Raw genomic sequence first — 20,001 nt, 5'->3', positions numbered from 1 at the left:
TATCCGGTCACTTCGTCGGGGCGGGCTTGTTGACCTTGACGGTCTCCTGCCCCACCTTGTCGGCGTCCATCGCCTCGGCCTCGGCCTCGTTCACGAGCTGCTCACCGGAAGAGGTGGTGAAGCCCTTCTTGAACTCGGCGGCCGCGGCGGCGACGCGCTCGGCGAGCTCGTCGGTCCACTTACCCTTGTCGCGGATCTCGGCGAGGATGTCGTCGTGCTTGTGGCGGATGTTCTCCAGCAGCTCGGTGTTGAAGCGAGCCACGTCCTCCACCGGCACGTCGTCGAAGTGCCCCTTGGTGCCGAGGAACACGGTGACGACCTGCTGCTCGACCGGGACCGGCGAGTACTGCGGCTGCTTGAGCACCTCGTACAGGCGGGCACCGCGGTCCAGCTGGGCGCGCGAGGTCGGGTCCAGGTCGGAGGCGAAGGCGGCGAACGCCTGCAGCTCCTGGTACTGGGACAGGTCGATCCGCAGCGAACCGGACACCGTCTTCATCGCCTTGATCTGCGCGTCACCACCGACTCGGGAAACCGAGGTGGTCACGTCGACCGCGGGGCGCTGGCCCGAGTTGAACAGGTCGGACTGGAAGAAGCACTGCCCGTCGGTGATCGAGATGACGTTGGTGGGGATGTAGGCCGAGATGTCGTTGGCCTTGGTCTCGATGACCGGCAGACCGGTCAGCGAGCCGCCGCCCAGCTCGTCCGACAGCTTCGCGCAGCGCTCGAGCAGCCGGGAGTGCAAGTAGAAGACGTCGCCGGGGAACGCCTCGCGGCCCGGCGGGCGGCGCAGCAGCAGCGACAGGGCGCGGTAGGCGTCGGCCTGCTTGCTCAGGTCGTCGAACACGATCAGGACGTGCTTGCCCTGGTACATCCAGTGCTGGCCCAGCGCCGAACCGGTGTAGGGGGCCAGCCACTTGAAGCCGGCGGAGTCCGACGCGGGGGCCGCGACGATGGTGGTGTACTCCAGCGCTCCCGCGTCCTCGAGGGACTTGCGGACACCGGCGATGGTGGAGCCCTTCTGGCCGACCGCGACGTAGATGCAGCGGACCTGCTTGCTCGGATCGCCGGTCGCCCAGTTGGCCTTCTGGTTGATGATCGTGTCGACGCAGACCGCGGTCTTGCCCGTCTTGCGGTCACCGATGATCAGCTGGCGCTGGCCGCGGCCGATCGGGGTCATCGCGTCGATCGCGGTGATGCCGGTCTGCAGCGGCTCGGACACCGGCTGGCGCTGCACGACCGAGGCGGCCTGCAGCTCGAGCGCGCGGCGGTCCTCGGCAACGATGTCGCCGAGCCCGTCGATCGGCTTGCCGAGCGGGTCGATGACGCGGCCCAGGAAGCCCTCGCCGACCGGGATCGAGAGGATCTGGCCGGTCCGCTTGACCTCCTGACCCTCTTCGATCTTCTCGTAGTTGCCGAGGATGACGACACCGATCTGGCGCGGCTCCAGGTTCTGGGCCACGCCGAGGATCCCGCCGGGGAACTCCAGCAGCTCGTTGGCCATGGTCGAGGGCAGACCCTCGACGTGGGCAACGCCGTCGCCGGTGTCCACGACGACGCCGACCTCTTCCCGGTTGACTTCGGGTGAGTAACTCGAGACGTAGTTCTCGATCGCGCTACGGATCTCGTCCGAGGAGATCGTCAGCTCCGCCATGTCGTTCCCGCTCTCTCGTTCCTGCAGGTGTGCAAAGTCTTGTGTGGTGTCAGGCCAGCTGCCTGCGCAGCTCGGCGATCCGGCCGGCGGTGCTGCCGTCGATGACCTCGTCGCCCACCCGGACGACGAGCCCGCCACCGAGGCGGGCGTCGACCTCGACGTGCAGCCCGATCGGCCGCCCGTAGATCCGGCGCAGCTGCTCGGCCAGCCGCTCCCGCTGCTCCGCGGACAGCTCGCTCGCGCTCGTGACGTACGCGACCGAGCGCTCGCGGCGCTGCGCGGCCAGCTTGACCAGCTGGTCCAGGTTGAACCCGACGCTGCGGCCCGCCGACCGGCCCACGACCTGCTCCACCAGGGCAAGGGTGATGTCGTCCACCTTGCTCTGCAGCAGCTCGCGCACCAGCCTGCGCTTCGCGTCACCGGGTGCCGTCTGGTCGGACAGCGTCTGCTCCAGCTCCGGGTTGCTCACCACGATACGGGCGATCCGGAACAACTGGTCCTCGACGGCGTCGAGCTTCCCGGCCTTCTCCGCGCTGGTGAGCAGCGCGTTGCGGCCGAGCGACTCGACCCCGTCGACCAGTTCCCGCGGGCTGGACCAGCGGGCCGCGACCACGGCGTCGAGCACGCGCAGGGCCTGCTCGGACACCTTGCCGGTCAGCAGCGCGCGGACCAGCCGGGTGCGGGCCTCCGGGTCGGACGAGGCGTCGGCGACCGCGCGGCGCAGCCCGATCTCCCTGCCGAGCAGGTCGACCACGGCCAGCAGCTCGTTGCCGAGGGCGGCCGAGTCCGCGCCGGCCTCGCCGCTGACCTCGGCGAGCCGGGTCTCGGCGGAGGCGAGCGCTTCGCGGCTCGCGGCGTGCAGCGTCAGCGTCATCTGGACTACTTTCCTGCTCCGTTACCGGCGCTGCTGCCGAGCTCGGCGAGGAACCGGTCGACCGTGCCACGGCGACGGACCTCGTCCTCGAGGTGCTCCCCGACGATCCGGCTCGCCAGCTCGATCGAGTTGCGGCCCAGCTCGTTGCGCAGCTCCGTGACGATCTGTGCCTTCTGGGCCTGCAGCGCGGCGTGGCCCTGGGCGATGATCCGGGCGGCCTCGTCCTGGGCCTCGGCCCGCAGCTCCTCCTTGATCCGCTCCGCCTCGAGGCGAGCGTCGTCACGGATCTTGGCGGCCTCGGAGTAGGCGTCCTTGAGCTGTGCCTGGTACTTCGCGAGCGCCTCTTCGGCTTCGGCCTGTGCCTTCTCCGCCTTGGCGATGCCACCCTCGATGGCCGCCGTGCGCTCTTCGTACATCTTCTCGAAGCGCGGCACGGCGAACTTCTTGAGCAGCCACAGCAGGATCAGGAAGGCCACCAGGCCGAGGATGATCTCGCTGAGATGCGGCAGCACCGGGTTCGGCGCCTCTTCCGCGGCCAGCACGATCTGGGTCTTCACCACAACGACTCCTTCAGCGGTGAGCGGTTAACTCAGGCGGCGGAGGCGATGAAGTAGACGACCAGACCGATCAGGGCGAGCACCTCGGTAAGCACGAAGGTGGTCCAGGCGATACCCATGAGCTTGCCCTGGGCCTCCGGCTGACGGGCGGTGCCGTTGATGACGGCGGCCCAGATCAGACCCACACCGATGCCCGGGCCGATCGCGCCCAGACCGTAGCCGATGGCGGCGAGACCCGGGTTGAGGTTGACAGCGGTCTCGGCGGCCTGGGCAAGAACGATGTTGCTCACTTGCGTTTCCCTTTCACTCGGTCCGCTACCACGCGGATCGGGGGCTTTTCGGTTCGTTTTCTTCTAGTGGTCTTCGGCGAGCGCGGCGCCGATGTAGTTCGCCGACAGCACGGCGAACACATACGCCTGGATCACCTGGATCAGCGCTTCCACGAAGGTCATCAGGATGGCGAACGCCCACGAGACCAGCGAGATGGGCTTGAAGACCCCGCCCGCGTGGAGCAGCAGGAACTCGCCCGCGAGCGTGAACACCAGCAGGATCAGGTGGCCTGCGAACATCGCGGCGAACACCCGGACCGCCAGGGTGAGCGGGTTGAGGACGAACTTCTGCAGGAACTCGATCGGCGTCAGCAGGATGTAGATCGGGCCTGGCGCGCCCGGCGGGACGGTCGCGTGCTTGAGGTAGCCCACGAAGCCGTGCCGCTTGAACCCGACGTAGTGGTACACCGGGTAGACCACCAGCAGCGACAGCGCGATCGGGAAACCGATGTGCGAGAACGTCGGGAACTGGAAGATCGGGATGATCCCGAACAGGTTGTTGATCAGCACGAAGCTGAACAGCGTCAGCACCAGCGGGATGAACGGCTTGAAGTCCTTCGACCCGATCTGCTCACGCGCGATGCCGTTGCGCGCGAAGTCGTAGACGTACTCGGCGGCGAACTGCGCCTTGCCCGGCACGACCTTCAGCTTGCGCGAGGTCAGCAGGAAGAAGGCCGCGATGATGATCACCGACAGCACGACCAGGATCATCGGCTTGGTGACGCCGAGGAAGATCGGCGGCAGGTCGAAGTCTCCGGCACCCGGGGGCGCGAACGTTTCGCCCTCGGCCAATACCAGCGCGCCCAACTGGGCTCCTTCCGGTTCTCCCGGCCGGCGTTCACTCCGCCGGGGGAATCGTCACGATCTGGACTTAACGTACCCGATACGTTTCGGGTGCTTGGAGGCGGATCCCCTCAGTGAACAACGCGTGTACTTTCAGCCACCTGGGGGTTTCGGCACTACGATCTCCGACGGCAGAATCGGCCGAGCCAGCTCAGGGGCCATCCGTCTCGATCGCCACGTTGCCGGTCGGGTTCCGCATCGGGAGCGCGGCCCGAAGGCCCCACCTCCACAGTGCGGACGATACCAGCCGGTAAATCGACACCGTACGGGCGTACTCCTTAATGGGTTCCCACCCGTCGGAGTACCGCCGGAATCCGGCGCTGACCTGCGGAAGTCAGCTCGGGATGATCGTCGGGATCTTGGTCTTGCGGAAGGCCAGGAACTCCGCCGCGGCCCAGACCAGGATCACCGCCAGCGTGGTGAACGCCAGCGCGTAGCGGTTGAACGCGTCGACGCCCTTGAGGGCGGTCATGACGCCGAACAGCACCAGCACCTTGAGGATGTAGCCGCCGATCGCCACCGCCATCACCATGAACGGGTCCAGCGCGGCCGACTTGCGCATCATGAACAGCGTGACCAGGGACGACGCGAACGCGATCGCGCCGCCGACCAGCGAGCCCAGCAGGCCCGGCACGCCGGACAGGATCGTCGACACGACCACGCCGATCACGACCGTGGCCAGCCCCGGCCACAGCGCGAAGCGCAGCATCGCGTCGGCCAGCTTGAGCACCGACTGCGCGTGCGGGTTCTCGGTGTTGTCGGTCATGACACTCCCTGGTTCCGCGACCTCAGGCGCGGAATGACGGACACGATCGCGGCGAGGACGAGTCCCGCGCCGACGATCCAGAGTACCGCCGTCGTGTCGAACAGCGTCACCGAGACCGCGCCGAAGCCGAGCAGGCCCGCCCACAGGTAGATCAGCAGCACCGCGCGGCGCTGCGAGTGGCCGATCTCCAGCAGGCGGTGGTGCAGGTGCATCTTGTCGGCCGCGAACGGGCTCTCGCCGCGCCGCGTGCGCCGGACGACCGCCATCAGCAGGTCCAGGACCGGCAGGAACAGCACCGCGACGACGACCAGCAGCGGGGACAGCAGCGCCAGCGCGTCCGAGCCGCCGAACCGGGTGTAGTTGATCTTGCCGGAGGCCGAGGTGGTGGCGCCGGCCAGCATCAGGCCGATCATCATCGAGCCGGAGTCGCCCATGAAGATCTTCGCGGGCTGGAAGTTGTGCGGCAGGAAGCCGAGGCAAGCGCCGGCCAGCGTGGCGGCGATCAGCGCCGGCGGGTAGACGCCGACGTCGCCGCCCTGGGAGTTGAGCAGGCCGAGCGAGAACGCGCAGGTGGCGGCCGCGGCGATGAACCCGAGCCCGGCGGCGAGGCCGTCCAGCCCGTCGACGAAGTTCAGCGCGTTCACCAGCAGCACGACGAGCAGCACCATCAGCAGCCCGCCCTGGTTGTTGTCCAGGGTGACCACCGAGCCGAGCGCGTCGCCGTTGCCGCCCCACGGCACCCAGAAGACGTTCCACTGCACGCCGAAGATGACCAGGATGCCCGCGCACATCACCTGGCCTGCGAGCTTGGTCCAGGCGTCGATCTCGAAGCGGTCGTCCAGCGCGCCGATCAGCACGATGACGCCGCCGCCGATCAGCACGCCGACCGGGTCGAGGGAGAAGTCGAACGCGCGGCGCAGCACCGGCAGCTGGTGGGCCATCGCCATGCCGCCGACGACGCCCAGGTACATGCCGACGCCGCCCATGCGCGGGATCGGGATGACGTGCACGTCGCGGGCGCGCGGGTTGGCGATGGCGCCGAGGCGGATCGCCAGGCGCCGGATGACGCCGGTGAGCAGGAACGTCAGGGTCGCGGCGATGAGGCCGACGAGGATGTACTCCCGGATCGGGAGGCCTGCGGTGGTTACGGGGGTCATCAGGCCGCGGTCTTCACCGGTGCGCCGAGCACCTCACTCACCGCTTCCGCGCTCACCGCGCCCGCCCGCAGCAGCACGGGCTCGTCGCCGGTCAGGTCGACGATCGACGAGGGCACCGGCTGGCCACTGGGCCCGCCGTCGAGGTAGACCGAGACCGACTCGCCGAGCTGCTCCTGCGCCTCCTGCGCGCTGGACGCCGGGGACCGCCCGGCGACGTTGGCGCTGGAGACGGCCATCGGGCCGACGTCGCGGAGCAGCTCCAGCGCGACCGGGTGCAGCGGCATCCGGAGCATCACGGTGCCGCGGGTGGTGCCCAGGTCCCAGCGCAGGCTCGGCGCGTGTGGGAGCACAATGGACAGATCGCCGGGCCAGAAGGCCTCGATGAGGGCGCGTGCCTGCGGCGGAACGCCGAGCACCAGACCGTCCACTGTGGACCAGGAGCCGACGAGGACGCCGACCGGCAGGTCCGGGCCGCGGTTCTTCGCCCGGAGCAGCGCACGCACGGCGGCGGAGTCGAAGGCGTCCGCCCCGATGCCGTAGACCGTGTCCGTGGGCAGCACGACCAGCCGCCCCGAACGGACCGCGCTCGCCGCCGCGGCCAGCCCCTCGGCCCGCGTCTCCGGACGGCTGCAGTCGTACACCGCGCTCATGGGGTGAAGACTATTCCCGGTCGGGTAACGGCTTGGTTGCGGGTGGCGCTCACCGCACCGCCCGCGCGGCACGCCCCCGCGACCGGCCGGCTCACCGCACCCACCGGCCAAGACGCCGTCACGCGCGTGTGGCCGCTCCGGGTGGCGCGTTGGCTGCTGCAGGCGAGGGTGGCTGGTGCGGCAGGGGTGGCGGTGTGGGTGGGGTGGTGAGCGGTGGTTGGGTCAGCCGCGGAGGGCGGTGACGAAACGGGGGCGTCCGGCGAGGTCGCGGTGGTCCTGGACGTCCGTCAGCACCTTGCGGGACGCGACCAGCGCCGGGGCGGCCGAGCCGTGCGTGTCGTCGTGTTCGATGGCCACTCCGCCGCCGCGCTTGAGGAGCCGGCAGGCGGTCGCCACGGCCTGCCGGACCACCGCGAGGCCGCCGTCGGGGGCGAAGACCGCCTGCGGCGGGTCGAAGTCGACCACCTCGGGCGGCAGATCGCCGCCCGGCGGGACGTACGGCGGGTTGCACACCACCAGGTCCACCAGCCCGTCCAGCTCGGCGAAGATCGTGCTGTCCCCGACGTCGCCGGAGTACAGGCGGATCGGCGTGTCCCCCGCCGCGGCCTGCTTGTCCGCGTTGTGCCGCGCCCACGCGAGCGCGTTCGGGTCGATGTCCACGGCGTAGACCACCGCGTCCGGCCGCTCGTGCGCGATCGCCAGCGCCAGCGCGCCCGAACCGGTGCACAGGTCGACCACCACCGGGTACTCGCGGCCGTGGATGAGCCGCAACCCCCACTCGACCAGCAGTTCCGTCTCCGGCCGCGGGATGAAGACGCCGGGCCCGACGTCCAGCGTGATGCCGGCGAACCCGGCCCACCCGGTCAGGTGCTGCAGCGGCACCCGCTTGGCGCGCTGCGCCACCAGCTTGCCGATGGCCTCGACCACGGGCGGGTCGACGAGGGGCACGAGCGGCAGGCGACCGCGGTCGACGCCAAGCACGTGCGCGGCGATGAGTTCGGCGTCGGCGCGCGGAGACGCCACCCCCGCCTCCTCCAGGATGCGCATCGCCTCGAGGATCGCCAGTCGCAACGGTTGCCGCTTCACGCACCCAACTTTTCCACAGCGGTCATCCGCTCGCGGGGACGTATGCCGCGAGCGCCCCGCGCGTCTGGCGGAGACCGTCGATGCGCTCGTCCAGTGCGTCGAGCTGCTCACGCAGCGTGCGCACCACCTCCGGGCACAGCTCCAGGTCCGGCTTCTCCCCCCGCGCGCACGGCAGCAGCTTCGCGATCACGCACGTCGACAGCCCGGCCGCCAGCAGCGCGCGGATCTGCCGGACCGTGACCACGGCGTCGTCGTCGTAGACCCGGTAACCGTTGGCGTCCCGGCGCGGCACCAGGAGCCCCTGCTCCTCGTAGTACCGCAGCAACCGCTGGCTGACCCCGGTCCGGGCGGACAGCTCCCCGATCCGCATGCGACCTCGCTCACTCCAAAGTTGACCTTCACACCGGTGTCAGTTCCTAACGTCGCCGCATGACCGAACATTTCTCGCACGTCGTCCGCGGATCCGGCCCCGGCCTGCTGCTCGCCCACGGCGCCGGCGGCGGCATCGAGGCGAACTTCGGCCCGATCCTGGACGACCTCGCCGGCACGCACACCGTGGTCGGCCCGGATTACCCCGGTAGCGGGGCGACACCACGCAGCGACGAGCCGCTGACCCTGGACGGTCTGGCCGACTCCCTGGTGGCGACCGCCGTGTCCGCAGGCGTGGAGCGCTTCACGATCCTCGGCTACTCGCTCGGGACGGCGGTCGCGGTGCGCGCGGCCACGCGGCACCCCGAGCGGGTGACCGGCCTGGTGCTGACTGCGGGGTTCGCCCACCCGACGAACCAGATGCGGCTCGCCGTGGACGTCTGGCGGGAGCTGCTGGACCTGGGGAACAAGGAGCTGCTGGCGAAGTTCCTGACCTTCGCCGCGGTGGGAGCCGGGTATCTGAACGCCCTGTCGCCGCAGGAACTGGAGGGCGCGCTGGCCGGGCTGGCCGTTCCCGACGGCACGCCGGAGCACGTGGACCTGGTTGCGTCGGTGGACACCCGCGCGGAGCTCGGCCGGATCGCCGTGCCGGCGCTGGTCATCGGCACGCGGCAGGACGTGCTGGTGCCGATCGGCGTGCAGCGCGAGCTGGCCGACGGGATCCCGGGCGCGGAGTACGTGGAGATCGCGAGCGGCCACTCGATGCAGGCCGAGGCCCGCGACGAGTGGCTCGCCCGGATCAGGGACTTCCTGGACCGGTAGGCGTCACTGGCCCGCGGTGGCCAGGCGCTCCTCGCGGTCGGCGGCGGCCAGGGCGTCGAGCACGGCGTCCAGGTCGCCGTCCAGGACCTGGTCCAGGTTGTACGCCTTGTAGTTCACCCGGTGGTCCGAGATGCGGTTCTCCGGGAAGTTGTAGGTGCGCACCCGCTCGGAGCGGTCGACCGTCCGGACCTGCGACTTCCGCGCGTCGGCGGCCTTGGCGGCGGCCTCTTCCTCCGCCATCGCCTGCAGCCGCGCCTGCAGCACCTGGATGGCGCGGGCCCGGTTCTGGATCTGCGACTTCTCGTTCTGGCAGGACACCACGATCCCGGTGGGCAGGTGCGTCACGCGCACGGCCGAGTCGGTGGTGTTGACGCTCTGCCCGCCGGGGCCGGACGACCGGAACACGTCGATCCGCAGGTCGTTCGGGTCGATCTCGACCTCGACCTCCTCCGGCTCCGGGTAGATCAGGACGCCCGCGGCGGAGGTGTGGATGCGGCCCTGCGACTCGGTCGCAGGCACGCGCTGCACGCGGTGCACGCCGCCCTCGAACTTCAGCCGCGCCCACACGCCGTCGGCGGCTGAAGTCACGGCGCCCTTTCCTTTTACCGCGACCGTGACGTCCTTGTAGCCGCCGAGGTCGGAGTGCACCGCGTCGAGCACCTCGGCCTTCCAGCCGTGCCGCTCGGCGTAGCGCAGGTACATGCGCAGCAGGTCGCCGGCGAACAGGGCCGACTCCTCGCCGCCCTCACCGGACTTGATCTCCATCAGGACGTCCGAGCCGTCGTACGGGTCGCGCGGCAGCAGCAGCTCCGTCAGCCGGGACTCCAGCTGCGGGATGCGCGCCGCGATCTCCTCGGCCTCGGCCGCGAAGCCCGCGTCCTCGTCGGCCAGCTCACGCGCGGTGCCCAGGTCGTCCCGCGCCTGGTCCAGCTCGTTGATGACCTTGACGATCGGGCTCAGCTCGGCGTAGCGGCGGCCGAGCTTGCGCGCCCGGCCCTGGTCGGCGTGCACGGCCGGGTCCGCCAGCTGCTTTTCCAGATCGGCGTACTCGGCGAGCAGCCCGTGCAGGGAAGACGAATCCACGACCGAACCTTCCTCTTGATGGCCTCAGGACACAAAAGCGGCGCCCACCCCCGATGGTCGGGAGTGGGCGCCGGCGGTGGAGCTACTTGGCGTCGGCCTTCTTGCCGGCCCGCTTGCCGTAGCGCGCCTCGAAGCGCGCGACCCGGCCACCGGTGTCCATGATCTTCTGCTTGCCGGTGTAGAAGGGGTGGCAGTTCGAGCAGATTTCGACCGTGATGGCGCCGGAGGTCTTGGTGCTGCGGGTCGTGAAGGTGTTGCCGCAACCACAGGTGACGGTGGTGGGCACGTACTCGGGGTGGATACCGCTCTTCATGGAGTCCTCTCTCGGTGGCCGCCGGGTCCCCGCGGCGTTCTTCGACACGTGGGGTGAACCGGAGCCGGACGTTAGCGGATTGATTCTGCCAGACGCGCTGACATGCAGGTCAACGCCCCCCGGGCGGCGCATATTCCGGGTACGGGACGTGTACGGGTTTTGTACGGGCGCACGCGAGGCTCCTGGCCGAGACCCGGACCCGCCGGGTGAGGAGGAGCCGATGTCACTTTCGCGCACCGCCAAGTCCGCCGCCGTCGCCGCGCTCGCCGCCACGGCACTCGCCCTCGTGCCGGCCACGAGCCAGGCCGCCACCCTCGCCACCGTCGCCCCGAACAGCGACGTCTCGATTCTCGCCGCCGGCGACGGCACACCGGCGGGCGCCGTCGCGTGGTTCAAGGCCCGCATCGGCAGCACCGCCTACCAGGGCCTGTGCGAGAAGGCCGTGGAGAACGCCTACGGCACCACCGGGGTATGGGCCTCGGCCAACGCGCACTGGTTCGGCGCCAGCCCCAAGCACGCCGGTGACCGCAACCCGCCACTGGGCGCGTTCGTGTACTGGAACATCAGCAACTACGGGCACGTCGGCATCTCCGACGGCGCCGGCGGGTTCTACGCGACCAGCGTCGGCGGCAAGATCGGGCACCTCACCAAGGCCCAGGGCGGCTACAGCTACTACAGCAACTACCGCGGCTGGACCCCGGCCGCTGTCCCCCACCAGTAGGAACCACAACGAAAACGGCCACCCTTCCTGGGGGAGGGTGGCCGTTTCGCGTGCTACGAACGTCAGTCGTCGTCCGAGGCGAGCGCCGTCTTGCTGACCTGCATCAGGAACTCGATGTTGGTCTTCGTCTTGCGCAGGCGGGACAGCAGCAGGTCGATGGCCTGCTGCGAGTCCAGCGCGTGCAGGACCCGGTGCAGCTTGTGCGTGACCGCCAGCTCGTCCGGCGAGAGCAGCAGCTCCTCCTTGCGGGTGCCGGACGGGTTGACGTCCACCGCCGGGAAGACGCGCCGCTCGGCGATCTTGCGGTCGAGCTTGAGCTCGGCGTTGCCGGTGCCCTTGAACTCCTCGAAGATCACCGTGTCACCGGTCGACCCGGTCTCGACCATCGCCGTGGCGAAGATCGTCAGCGAGCCGCCGTTCTCGATGTTGCGCGCCGCGCCGAGGAAGCGCTTCGGCGGGAACAGCGCGGTCGAGTCGACACCACCGGAGAGGATCCGGCCGGACGCCGGGGCCGCCAGGTTGTAGGCGCGGCCGAGGCGGGTGATCGAGTCGAGCAGGACCACCACGTCCATGCCCATCTCCACGAGCCGCTTGGCCCGCTCGATGGACAGCTCGGCGACCGAGGTGTGGTCTGACGGCGGGCGGTCGAAGGTCGAGGCGATGACCTCGCCCTTCACCGACCGCTGCATGTCGGTGACCTCTTCCGGACGCTCGTCGACGAGGACGACCATCAGGTGGCACTCGGGGTTGTTCGTGGTGATCGCGTTCGCGATGTCCTGCATGATCGTGGTCTTGCCCGCCTTCGGCGGCGACACGATCAGGGCGCGCTGCCCCTTGCCGACCGGCATGACCAGGTCGATCACGCGGGTGGTCAGCTTGTGCGGCTCGGTCTCCAGGCGCAACCGCTCGTTCGGGTAGAGCGGCGTCAGCTTGGTGAACTCGGGGCGGCGCTTGGCCTCGTCCGGGTCCAGGCCGTTGACGCTGTCGACGCGCACCAGCGGGTTGAACTTCTGGCGCTGCTGCTCGCCCTCGCGCGGCTGCTTGACGACACCGGTGATCGCGTCACCGCGGCGCAGGCCGTGCTTGCGGACCAGCGACAGCGACACGTACACGTCGTTCGGCCCGGGCAGGTAGCCCGAGGTGCGCACGAACGCGTAGTTGTCCAGGACGTCGAGGATGCCGGCGACCGGCAGCAGGACGTCGTCCTCGCGGATCTCGGTGTCCGTGCCGCCCTCGCCGCGGTTGCCGCGGCGGCGGCGGTCCCGGAACCGGCGGCCGCGACGGCCGCCTTCGTCGTCGTCCGCGTTGTTCTGGCCGCCACCGGAGTTCTGGCCGCCGCCCGCGTTCTGCTTGGACTGGCCGCCACCGGAGCCGGAGTCGCGGTTGTTCTGCTTGCGCTGGTCGCCACCGCCCTGCTGGGCCTGGTCGCCACCGCGCTGCTCGCGCTGGTCGCCGCCGCGCTGGTCGCGCTGGTCCCCACCGCGCTGGTCACCGCCACCGCGGTTGTCCGGGCTGCCGGCGGCGCGGTTCGCGCCGCGGCGACGGCGGGCGCCGCCCTCGCGACGGGGAGCGTCCTCACCCTGCTGGGGAGCGTCGGCCCCGTTCACGGGCTTCTCGGCCTGGGCCGGCTTCTCGGCCTTCTCCACCACCGGGGCGGGGTTGTCGGCCGGGGCCGCGGCCTGCCGGGGCGCCTTCTCGGCGGTCTTGGCGGGCGCCGGAGCCTCCACCTTCGCGGCGATGCCGTCGAGGGGCAGGGTCTCGTCGGCGGCGCGCTTGCGCGGGGCCTTGCCCTGGCGCTCGCGGATCGCGGCGATCAGATCGCCCTTGCGCATCCCCTTGGTGTCGCCGATGCCCAGCTGGGTGGCGAGTTCCCGCAGGTCGGCGATCACCATGCCGGACAGGCCACCGCTGCGGCGCTTCGGCGCGGCCGTGCCGTTGCTCTCCCCTGGCTCAGCGTTCGTCGCGGCGGTCGCCACGTCGCCGCTCAAAAGATCGGTGTTGCTCACACATGTCCTTCCTGACCGATCCACGCCTCCAGGTGGATCAGCGGACTACCGCCCGCGTCCGATCGCGAGGCGGTCTGCTCCTGCCCGGTGTGGCTTCCCCGGCCGGGACACGCAGGTCACAGCGGCGGAGCCGCCACACGGGGTTCTCGCGTGCTCCAGGTGGAACGCGCCGAATTCGTGTCACCGTGGCTACCGGAAACCCGCCTAGGTCAATCCCTGCACCAGCTATGCGGAATTATCGACTCAACGAGAGAATGCGATCCGGGACGAAACCCCCGGGACCGACACCGGGTGCGGATTGCGCGCGGTGATCGAACGCCCCCGAGGGTAGACCGACCGGGCACGAGGTGCAACAACCACCCCCCGGCGTGCCGCGAATCTCCGCACGGAATCTACCGGCTCGTGACCTGAACCCCGGTCTGGTCGACCGGCAGCTCGATGACTTCGAATCCTGCAACGTCCACCGGCGCCGGAATTATTCCGTCGACCGTGAGTGCCAGCACGGTCGGACCCGCGCCGGACACCGTCGCCGCGACCCCGGCGGCACGCAGGTCGTGCACCAGGCGCCCGGTCGCCGGGTAGGCGGGGGCGCGGTAGTCCTGGTGCAGGCGGTCTTCGGTCGCGGGCAACAGCAGCGACGGATCGCTGGTCAGCGCGTGCACGGCGAGCGCCGCGCGGCCCGCCGAGAACGCGGCGTCGGAGTGCGACACCTTCTCCGGCAGCAGCCCGCGCGTCGCCTCGGTGGACGACTTCACCGAGGGCACCGCCACCACCGGGCGGATCGACGGGTGCGGCGTCAGCCGTTCCGCGTGAAAGCGGCCCTTCTCACACCACGCCAGGACGAATCCACCCAGCAGGCTGGCGGCGGCGTTGTCCGCGTGCCCCTCGAACTCGGCGGCCAGCTGGACCGCGTCGCCGTCCAGCGGCCGCTCCGCGAGGGCGTAGCCGGCGGCGATCCCGGAGACCACCGCCGCGGCCGACGAACCGAGCCCGCGCGCGTGCGGGATCTTGTTGAAGCACCGCAGATGCAGCCCCGGCGGCGTGACACCGAGGTGCTCGCACGCGCGCCGCAGCGCCCGCACCACCAGGTGCGTCTCGTCGGTGGGCACGTCCTCGACCCCGCCGGCCCCGGCGTCGAACACCTCGACCTTGAGACCGGCGTCGGTGACCTGCACCTCGACGACGTCGTGCAGCGCGAGCGCCAGCCCGAGCGCGTCGAAGCCCGGGCCGAGGTTCGCGCTCGACGCCGGGACGGTCACCTTCAGAGCGGTCACGTCAGCTCCAGCGCGGCGGCCACGGCCCGCGGGTCCACCGCCAGCGGCTCGACCTCGACGTTGCCCTCCAGCGCGGTGCCCGGGTCCTTGAGGCCGTGTCCGGTGACGGTGCACACGACCGTCGAGCCCTTGGGCAGGCGCCCGTCGGCGGCGGTGGCGAGCAGGCCCGCGACGCTGGTCGCCGACGCCGGCTCCACGAACACGCCCTCCTTGCTGGCCAGCAGGCGGTACGCGGCGAGAATCTTCTCGTCGGTGACCGCCTCGAACAGGCCGCCGGAGGCGTTCTTCGCCTTCACTGCGCCCTCCCAGGAGGCCGGGCTGCCGACGCGGATCGCGGTCGCGATCGTCTCCGGCTCGGCGACCGGCTCACCCTTGACCAGCGGGGCCGCGCCGGCCGCCTGGAACCCGAACATGCGCGGGGTGTTCTTCACCACACCGTCCGCGGCGTACTCGGAGTACCCGGCCCAGTAGGCGGTGATGTTGCCCGCGTTGCCGACCGGCAGGCAGTGGATGTCCGGCGCCTGGCCGAGGACGTCGCAGATCTCCCACGCCGCGGTCTTCTGGCCGATCAGGCGCACCGGGTTGACCGAGTTGACCAGCGTGACCGGGTGGTCGATCGCGGTCTTGCGGGCGAGTTCGAGGCAGTCGTCGAAGTTGCCGTCGATCTGCAGGATGCGCGCGCCGTGCAGGATCGCCTGCGCGAGCTTGCCCATCGCGATCTTGCCCTGCGGGATGAGCACAGCGCAGGTCAGTCCGGCGCGCGCGGCGTAGGCCGCGGCCGAGGCCGACGTGTTGCCGGTCGAGGCGCAGATGACCGCCTGCAGGCCGCTGGCCTTCGCGTGGGTGATCGCCACGGTCATGCCGCGGTCCTTGAACGACCCGGTCGGGTTGGCGCCCTCCACCTTGAGGTAGACGGTCGAGCCGGTCAGCTCGGACAGGTGCGGGGCGAGCATCAGCGGCGTGTTGCCCTCGCCGAGGGTGATGACCTCCGCCCCGGCCGGAACCGGTACCCGGTCGGCGTACGCCTCGATGATCCCGGGCCAGCCGGCCTTCGCAGTCATGAATCCTCGCCTTCCACCCGCATCACGCTCACGACCTCGTTGACGACGTCCATTTTCCCGATGGCCTCGACGGTGGCCTCGAGCGCCGCGTCCGGTGCGAGGTGCGTCACGATGACCAGGCTGGCCGTGTCGTGCCGGTCACGCTGCCGGACCGCGGCGATGCTCACCTCGTGCGCCGCGAACACCTGCGCGACCTGGGCGAGCACACCCGGCTTGTCGGCCACGTCGAGGCTGACGTGGTAGCGGGTCGGGGTCTGGCCCATCGGCCGCACCGGCAGCTGGGCGTGCGCCGACTCGCGCGGGCCGCGGCCGCCGACCACCCGGTTGCGGGCCACCGCGACCAGGTCGCCGAGCACCGCGCTGGCGGTCGGCGCGCCACCGGCGCCCTGGCCGTAGAACATCAGGCTGCCCGCCGCGTCCGCCTCGACGAAAACGGCGTTGAACGCGCCGCCGACGTTCGCCAGCGGGTGGGTGCGCGGGAGCATCACCGGGTGCACGCGAGCGGAGACCGACTCCGTGCCGTCCTCGCCCTCGACGCGCTCGCAGATCGAGAGCAGCTTCACCGTGCGGCCCAGCGCCTTCGCCGCCGCGATGTCCGAAGCTGACACGTTCGAGATGCCCTCGCGGTGCACGTCGGACGCGGTGACGCGGGTGTGGAACGCCAGCGAGGCGAGGATGGCCGCCTTGGACGCGGCGTCGTAGCCGTCCACGTCCGCCGTCGGGTCCGCCTCCGCGTAGCCGAGGCGGCTGGCCTCGTCCAGGGTCTCGGCGTAGCCGGCGCCCGTGGAGTCCATCGCGGACAGGATGAAGTTGGTGGTGCCGTTGACGATGCCCATCACCTTGGTGATGCGGTCGCCGGCCAGCGACTCGCGCAGCGGGCGCAGCAGCGGGATCGCACCGGCCACCGCCGCCTCGAAGTAGAGGTCGGCTCCGCTGGAGTCGGCCGCCTCGAACAGCTCCGCGGAGTACTCGGCCAGCAGCGCCTTGTTCGCCGTGACGACCGACTTCCCCTTGCGCAGCGCGGTGAGCAGCCACTCGCGCACCGGGTCGACGCCGCCGATCAGCTCGACCACGACGTCCACATCGGACTCCACGAGCGCGGCGGCGTCGTTGGTCAGCAGGTGCTGCGGCAGCTCAGGGTGCTTGTCCGGACGGCGCACCGCGATGCCGGCCAGCTCGACCGGGGCTCCGGCGCGGGCGGCGAGCTCGTCGGCCTGCTCGGTGAGCAGCCGCGCGACCTCGGCGCCGACCGTGCCGCAGCCCAGCAGCGCGACGCGCACCGTCTTGCCGTCTACAGTGGACATTGCAGTCACGACACCTCCAGCTGCAGCATGTCGTCGATCGTCTCGCGGCGCAGGAGCAGCCGGGCGCTGCCGTTGCGGACCGCGACGACCGCGGGGCGCGGCTGCCGGTTGTAGTTGCTGGCCATGGAGTAGCAGTACGCGCCGGTCGCCGCGACGGCGAGCAGGTCGCCGGGGGCGAGGGTGTCCGGCAGCCAGCAGTCCCGCACGACGATGTCGCCGGACTCGCAGTGCTTGCCCACCACGCGGCTCAGCGCCGCGCCGACCTGCTCGCTCGTCCCGTCGTCGCTCGCGCGCGACACCAGGCGGACGTCGTACACCGCGTCGTAGAGCGGCGTGCGGATGTTGTCGCTCATCCCGCCGTCCACGCTGACGTAGCGCCGGGACTCGTTGTCCCCCAGCGACACGTCCTTGATGGTGCCCACCTCGTACAGCGTGACGGTGCCCGGGCCGGCGATGGCGCGGCCGGGCTCGCCCGCGATGCGCGGCACCGGCAGCCCGGCGAACTCGCACTCCTTGCGCACGATCTCGCGGATCTGCGTGATCATCTGGGCAGGCGGCGGCGGGTTGTCCTTGTCGGTGTAGGCGATGCCGAAGCCGCCGCCGAGGTCCACCAGCGACAGCTGCTCCAGCAGCTGTTCGCCGTGCTCCTTGACCAGCTCGGCCATCAGCCCGATGACCCGGCGCGCGGCGACCTCGAAGCCGTCGGCGTCGAAGATCTGCGACCCGATGTGGCTGTGCAGGCCGACCAGGCGCAGCGACGGCGCGTTGAGCACCCGGCGGACCGCCTCCGCGGCGTCGCCCGCGGCCAGGGAGAAACCGAACTTCTGGTCCTCGTGGGCGGTCGCGATGAACTCGTGCGTGTGCGCCTCGACGCCGACCGTGACGCGGATCAGCACCTTCTGCTCGACGTCGAGCCGCGCCGCCACGTCGGCCAGCCGCGCGATCTCGTAGTAGGAGTCCAGCACGACCGTGCCGACCCCGGCGCCGACCGCGGTCTCCAGCTCGGCGACCGACTTGTTGTTGCCGTGGAAGGTGATCCGCTCCGGCGGGAACCCGGCGCGCAGCGCGACCGCGAGCTCGCCGCCGCTGGCGACGTCCAGGCTCAGGCCCTGCGCGGCGACCCAGCGGGCCACCTCGGTGCACAGGAACGCCTTGGCCGCGTAGTGCACCAGCGACGGGTCGTCGAACGCCTCGGCGTACTCGGCGCAGCGCGACTTGAAGTCGGCCTCGTCGACGACGAACAACGGCGTGCCGTAGGTCTCGGCCAGCTGCCGCACGTCGACGCCCGCGATCCGCACCACGCCGTCCGGGGCGCGGTAGGAGTTGCGGGGCCAGACCTTCGGGTAGAGCCGGTCGAGCTCTTCGGAACTGGACGGGGGGAAACCGGAGGTGTCGGCGTGCGGGTAGACCTCCGCGTGCCGCGGGCCGGCGGGGTGAGCCATGGGGGATTACATCCGTTCCGGAGCTGAGACACCGAGCAGGGCGAGGCCGTTCGCGAACACCTGGCGCGCCGCCTCGCACAGGGCGAGGCGGGCGAAGGTGAGCGGAGTGGCTTCCTCGTCGCCCTTGGGCAGGACCTGCGCGACGGCGTAGAACTTGTGGAACGCGCCGGCGAGGCTTTCCAGGTAACGCGCCACGCGGTGCGGTTCACGCAGTTCGGCGGCGCGCTGCACGATCGTCGGGAACTCCCCGATCGTGCGGATGAGGTCACCCTCGCGGTCGAGGGTGAGCAGCCCGAAGTCGGCGTCGTTGTCGAACTTCAGTCCGAGGTCGGCGGCGTTGCGCTGCAGCGAGGCGAGCCGGGCGTGCGCGTACTGCACGTAGTAGACCGGGTTCTCGTCGCTGTGCTTGCGCAGCAGGTCGAGGTCGATGTCGATGCTGGAGTCCACCGAGTACCGGTTCAGCTCGTAGCGCGCCGCGTCCACCCCGACCGCCTCGACGAGGTCCTCCATCGTGATGACGTTGCCCGCCCGCTTGGCCATGCGGACGGGCTTGCCGTCCTTGACCAGGTTGACCAGCTGGCCGATGAGCACCTCGACCACGGACGGGTCGTGGCCCATCGCGGACGCGGCGGCCTTGAGCCGGGCGATGTAGCCGTGGTGGTCGGCGCCGAGCATGTAGATGCACAGGTCGAAGCCGCGGCCGATCTTGTCGTGCAGGTAGGCGATGTCACCGGCGATGTAGGCGGGCGCGCCGTCGCTCTTGATGACCACGCGGTCCTTGTCGTCGCCGAACTCGGTGGAGCGCAGCCACCAGGCGCCGTCGGCGTGGTAGAGGCTGCCGTTCTCCTTGAGGCTCTCGACGGCCTTCTCCACGGCGCCGGACTGATGCAGGGAGTCCTCGTGGAAGTAGACGTCGAAGTCGGTGCCGAACTCGTGCAGGCTCTTCTTGATCTCGCCGAACATCAGGTCGACGCCGATGCGGCGGAACGTCTCGTTGCGCTCGTCCTCGGGCAGCGACAGCGCGCTGGGCTCCTGGCGCAGGACCTCGGCGGCGATGTCGCTGATGTAGGCGCCCGCGTAGCCGTCCTCCGGCGTGGGGTCGCCCTTCGCGGCGGCGATCAGGGACCGGACGAACCGGTCGATCTGCGCGCCGGCGTCGTTGAAGTAGTACTCGCGCGTGACGTCGGCGCCCTGCGCCTGCAGGACGCGGCCCAGCGCGTCGCCCACCGCGGCCCAGCGGGTGCCGCCGAGGTGGATCGGGCCGGTCGGGTTCGCCGACACGAACTCGAGGTTGATCTTGCGGCCGGCCAGCGCGGTGCCGCGGCCGTAGGCGTCGCCGAGGGTGAGGACCTGGCGGATCTGCTCGCCCTGGGCGTCGGCGGCCAGCCGGAGGTTCACGAACCCGGGGCCGGCGATCTCGGCCGAGTCGATGCCGTCGGTGGCGGCGAGCGCGTCGGCCAGCTCCTGGGCGAAGTCGCGCGGGGCCAGGCCGGCCTTCTTCGCCACCTGCAGCGCGATGTTGGTGGCGTAGTCTCCGTGTTCCGGGTTGCGCGGGCGCTCGACGGTCACCGTGGCGGGCAGCACGGCGGGGTCGGCGCCACGGGCGGTGAGCACCTGCGCGGCGGACGTACGGACCAGGTCAGCTAGGGCCTCGGGAGTCACCAGCCGAGTGTAAGGGCCGCGACCTCGGCCG

At 70.7% G+C, this 20,001-nt stretch carries 20 protein-coding genes; 2 read left to right on the top strand and 18 right to left on the bottom strand.

The window, feature by feature from the left end; translation table 11 throughout:
* Positions 1 to 7: 7 nt before the first annotated feature.
* The 10 genes from atpA to AMY39116_RS0311350 all read right to left on the bottom strand — a co-directional run bounded on the left by atpA (position 8) and on the right by AMY39116_RS0311350 (position 8,283).
* Positions 8 to 1,651, bottom strand: a complete 1,644-nt coding sequence (gene atpA, locus AMY39116_RS0311395) for a F0F1 ATP synthase subunit alpha (RefSeq protein ID WP_020417790.1) — start codon at positions 1,649 to 1,651, stop codon at positions 8 to 10.
* A 49-nt stretch (positions 1,652 to 1,700) separates the two neighbouring features.
* A complete protein-coding gene (locus tag AMY39116_RS0311390; RefSeq protein WP_027935825.1) occupies positions 1,701 to 2,519 on the bottom strand; it encodes a F0F1 ATP synthase subunit delta in 819 nt (272 codons plus the stop codon).
* Between the two features lie 11 nt (positions 2,520 to 2,530).
* Complete coding sequence (locus AMY39116_RS0311385; protein WP_017987306.1) at positions 2,531 to 3,085, bottom strand: F0F1 ATP synthase subunit B; 555 nt, start codon at positions 3,083 to 3,085, stop codon at positions 2,531 to 2,533.
* A 29-nt stretch (positions 3,086 to 3,114) separates the two neighbouring features.
* On the bottom strand, positions 3,115 to 3,372 hold the full coding sequence (locus AMY39116_RS0311380) for a F0F1 ATP synthase subunit C (protein WP_020417788.1): 258 nt from the start codon (positions 3,370 to 3,372) through the stop codon (positions 3,115 to 3,117).
* A gap of 63 nt (positions 3,373 to 3,435) precedes the next feature.
* Entirely contained in the window at positions 3,436 to 4,218 is a 783-nt protein-coding gene (atpB, locus tag AMY39116_RS0311375; RefSeq protein WP_027935824.1) for a F0F1 ATP synthase subunit A, read from the bottom strand.
* A 370-nt stretch (positions 4,219 to 4,588) separates the two neighbouring features.
* Complete coding sequence (locus AMY39116_RS0311370) at positions 4,589 to 5,020, bottom strand: hypothetical protein (protein WP_020417786.1); 432 nt, start codon at positions 5,018 to 5,020, stop codon at positions 4,589 to 4,591.
* The gene (locus AMY39116_RS0311365) at positions 5,017 to 6,177 is read right to left on the bottom strand and encodes a glycosyltransferase family 4 protein (RefSeq protein WP_020417785.1); all 1,161 of its coding nucleotides are present in this window, start codon (positions 6,175 to 6,177) and stop codon (positions 5,017 to 5,019) included. Before AMY39116_RS0311365 ends, AMY39116_RS0311370 begins: the two co-directional genes overlap by 4 nt.
* Positions 6,177 to 6,827 (bottom strand): L-threonylcarbamoyladenylate synthase, encoded by a 651-nt coding sequence (locus AMY39116_RS0311360; protein ID WP_020417784.1) that lies wholly within the window; start codon positions 6,825 to 6,827, stop codon positions 6,177 to 6,179. The genes AMY39116_RS0311365 and AMY39116_RS0311360 overlap by 1 nt, the downstream gene beginning before the upstream one ends.
* 222 nt (positions 6,828 to 7,049) lie before the next feature.
* Positions 7,050 to 7,913: a peptide chain release factor N(5)-glutamine methyltransferase gene (gene prmC / locus AMY39116_RS0311355; protein WP_020417783.1), complete on the bottom strand. Its 864-nt coding sequence runs from the start codon at positions 7,911 to 7,913 to the stop codon at positions 7,050 to 7,052.
* Between the two features lie 22 nt (positions 7,914 to 7,935).
* Positions 7,936 to 8,283 (bottom strand): MerR family transcriptional regulator, encoded by a 348-nt coding sequence (locus tag AMY39116_RS0311350; RefSeq protein ID WP_020417782.1) that lies wholly within the window; start codon positions 8,281 to 8,283, stop codon positions 7,936 to 7,938.
* Positions 8,284 to 8,342: 59 nt separating this feature from the next.
* Here AMY39116_RS0311350 and AMY39116_RS0311345 point away from each other — a divergent pair, with 59 nt between their 5' ends.
* On the top strand, positions 8,343 to 9,104 hold the full coding sequence (locus AMY39116_RS0311345) for an alpha/beta fold hydrolase (protein WP_020417781.1): 762 nt from the start codon (positions 8,343 to 8,345) through the stop codon (positions 9,102 to 9,104).
* Positions 9,105 to 9,107: 3 nt separating this feature from the next.
* Here the strand turns inward: AMY39116_RS0311345 and prfA are convergent, their stop codons facing one another.
* Together prfA and rpmE are read right to left on the bottom strand one after the other, a co-directional pair.
* Positions 9,108 to 10,187 (bottom strand): peptide chain release factor 1, encoded by a 1,080-nt coding sequence (gene prfA / locus AMY39116_RS0311340; protein WP_020417780.1) that lies wholly within the window; start codon positions 10,185 to 10,187, stop codon positions 9,108 to 9,110.
* Between the two features lie 82 nt (positions 10,188 to 10,269).
* Positions 10,270 to 10,500, bottom strand: a complete 231-nt coding sequence (gene rpmE / locus AMY39116_RS0311335; RefSeq protein WP_017987296.1) for a 50S ribosomal protein L31 — start codon at positions 10,498 to 10,500, stop codon at positions 10,270 to 10,272.
* A 220-nt stretch (positions 10,501 to 10,720) separates the two neighbouring features.
* On the opposite strand from rpmE, the gene AMY39116_RS0311330 reads away from it, so the two are divergent.
* Entirely contained in the window at positions 10,721 to 11,221 is a 501-nt protein-coding gene (locus tag AMY39116_RS0311330; protein WP_020417779.1) for a hypothetical protein, read from the top strand.
* Positions 11,222 to 11,283: 62 nt separating this feature from the next.
* Here the strand turns inward: AMY39116_RS0311330 and rho are convergent, their stop codons facing one another.
* From rho to argS, 6 genes are all read right to left on the bottom strand, one after another.
* The gene (gene rho / locus AMY39116_RS0311325) at positions 11,284 to 13,227 is read right to left on the bottom strand and encodes a transcription termination factor Rho (protein ID WP_020417778.1); all 1,944 of its coding nucleotides are present in this window, start codon (positions 13,225 to 13,227) and stop codon (positions 11,284 to 11,286) included.
* Positions 13,228 to 13,619: 392 nt separating this feature from the next.
* Entirely contained in the window at positions 13,620 to 14,501 is an 882-nt protein-coding gene (thrB, locus tag AMY39116_RS0311320; RefSeq protein WP_020417777.1) for a homoserine kinase, read from the bottom strand.
* Positions 14,498 to 15,562 carry a threonine synthase gene (gene thrC / locus AMY39116_RS0311315; RefSeq protein WP_020417776.1) on the bottom strand — a complete coding sequence of 355 codons (1,065 nt, stop codon included), beginning with the start codon at positions 15,560 to 15,562 and terminating at the stop codon, positions 14,498 to 14,500. The genes thrB and thrC overlap by 4 nt, the downstream gene beginning before the upstream one ends.
* The gene (locus AMY39116_RS0311310; RefSeq protein ID WP_020417775.1) at positions 15,559 to 16,866 is read right to left on the bottom strand and encodes a homoserine dehydrogenase; all 1,308 of its coding nucleotides are present in this window, start codon (positions 16,864 to 16,866) and stop codon (positions 15,559 to 15,561) included. The genes thrC and AMY39116_RS0311310 overlap by 4 nt, the downstream gene beginning before the upstream one ends.
* A gap of 5 nt (positions 16,867 to 16,871) precedes the next feature.
* Entirely contained in the window at positions 16,872 to 18,308 is a 1,437-nt protein-coding gene (gene lysA, locus AMY39116_RS0311305; protein WP_020417774.1) for a diaminopimelate decarboxylase, read from the bottom strand.
* Positions 18,309 to 18,314: 6 nt separating this feature from the next.
* Positions 18,315 to 19,970 (bottom strand): arginine--tRNA ligase, encoded by a 1,656-nt coding sequence (gene argS / locus AMY39116_RS0311300; RefSeq protein ID WP_027935823.1) that lies wholly within the window; start codon positions 19,968 to 19,970, stop codon positions 18,315 to 18,317.
* Between the last annotated feature and the right edge of the window lie 31 nt (positions 19,971 to 20,001).

Origin of the sequence: Amycolatopsis sp. ATCC 39116 (assembly GCF_000231075.2) — a bacterium.
GTDB lineage: Bacteria > Actinomycetota > Actinomycetes > Mycobacteriales > Pseudonocardiaceae > Amycolatopsis_E > Amycolatopsis_E tucumanensis.
The sequence above is the reverse complement of the archived record's forward strand: the minus strand, read 5'-3'. Positions and strand labels throughout refer to the sequence as shown.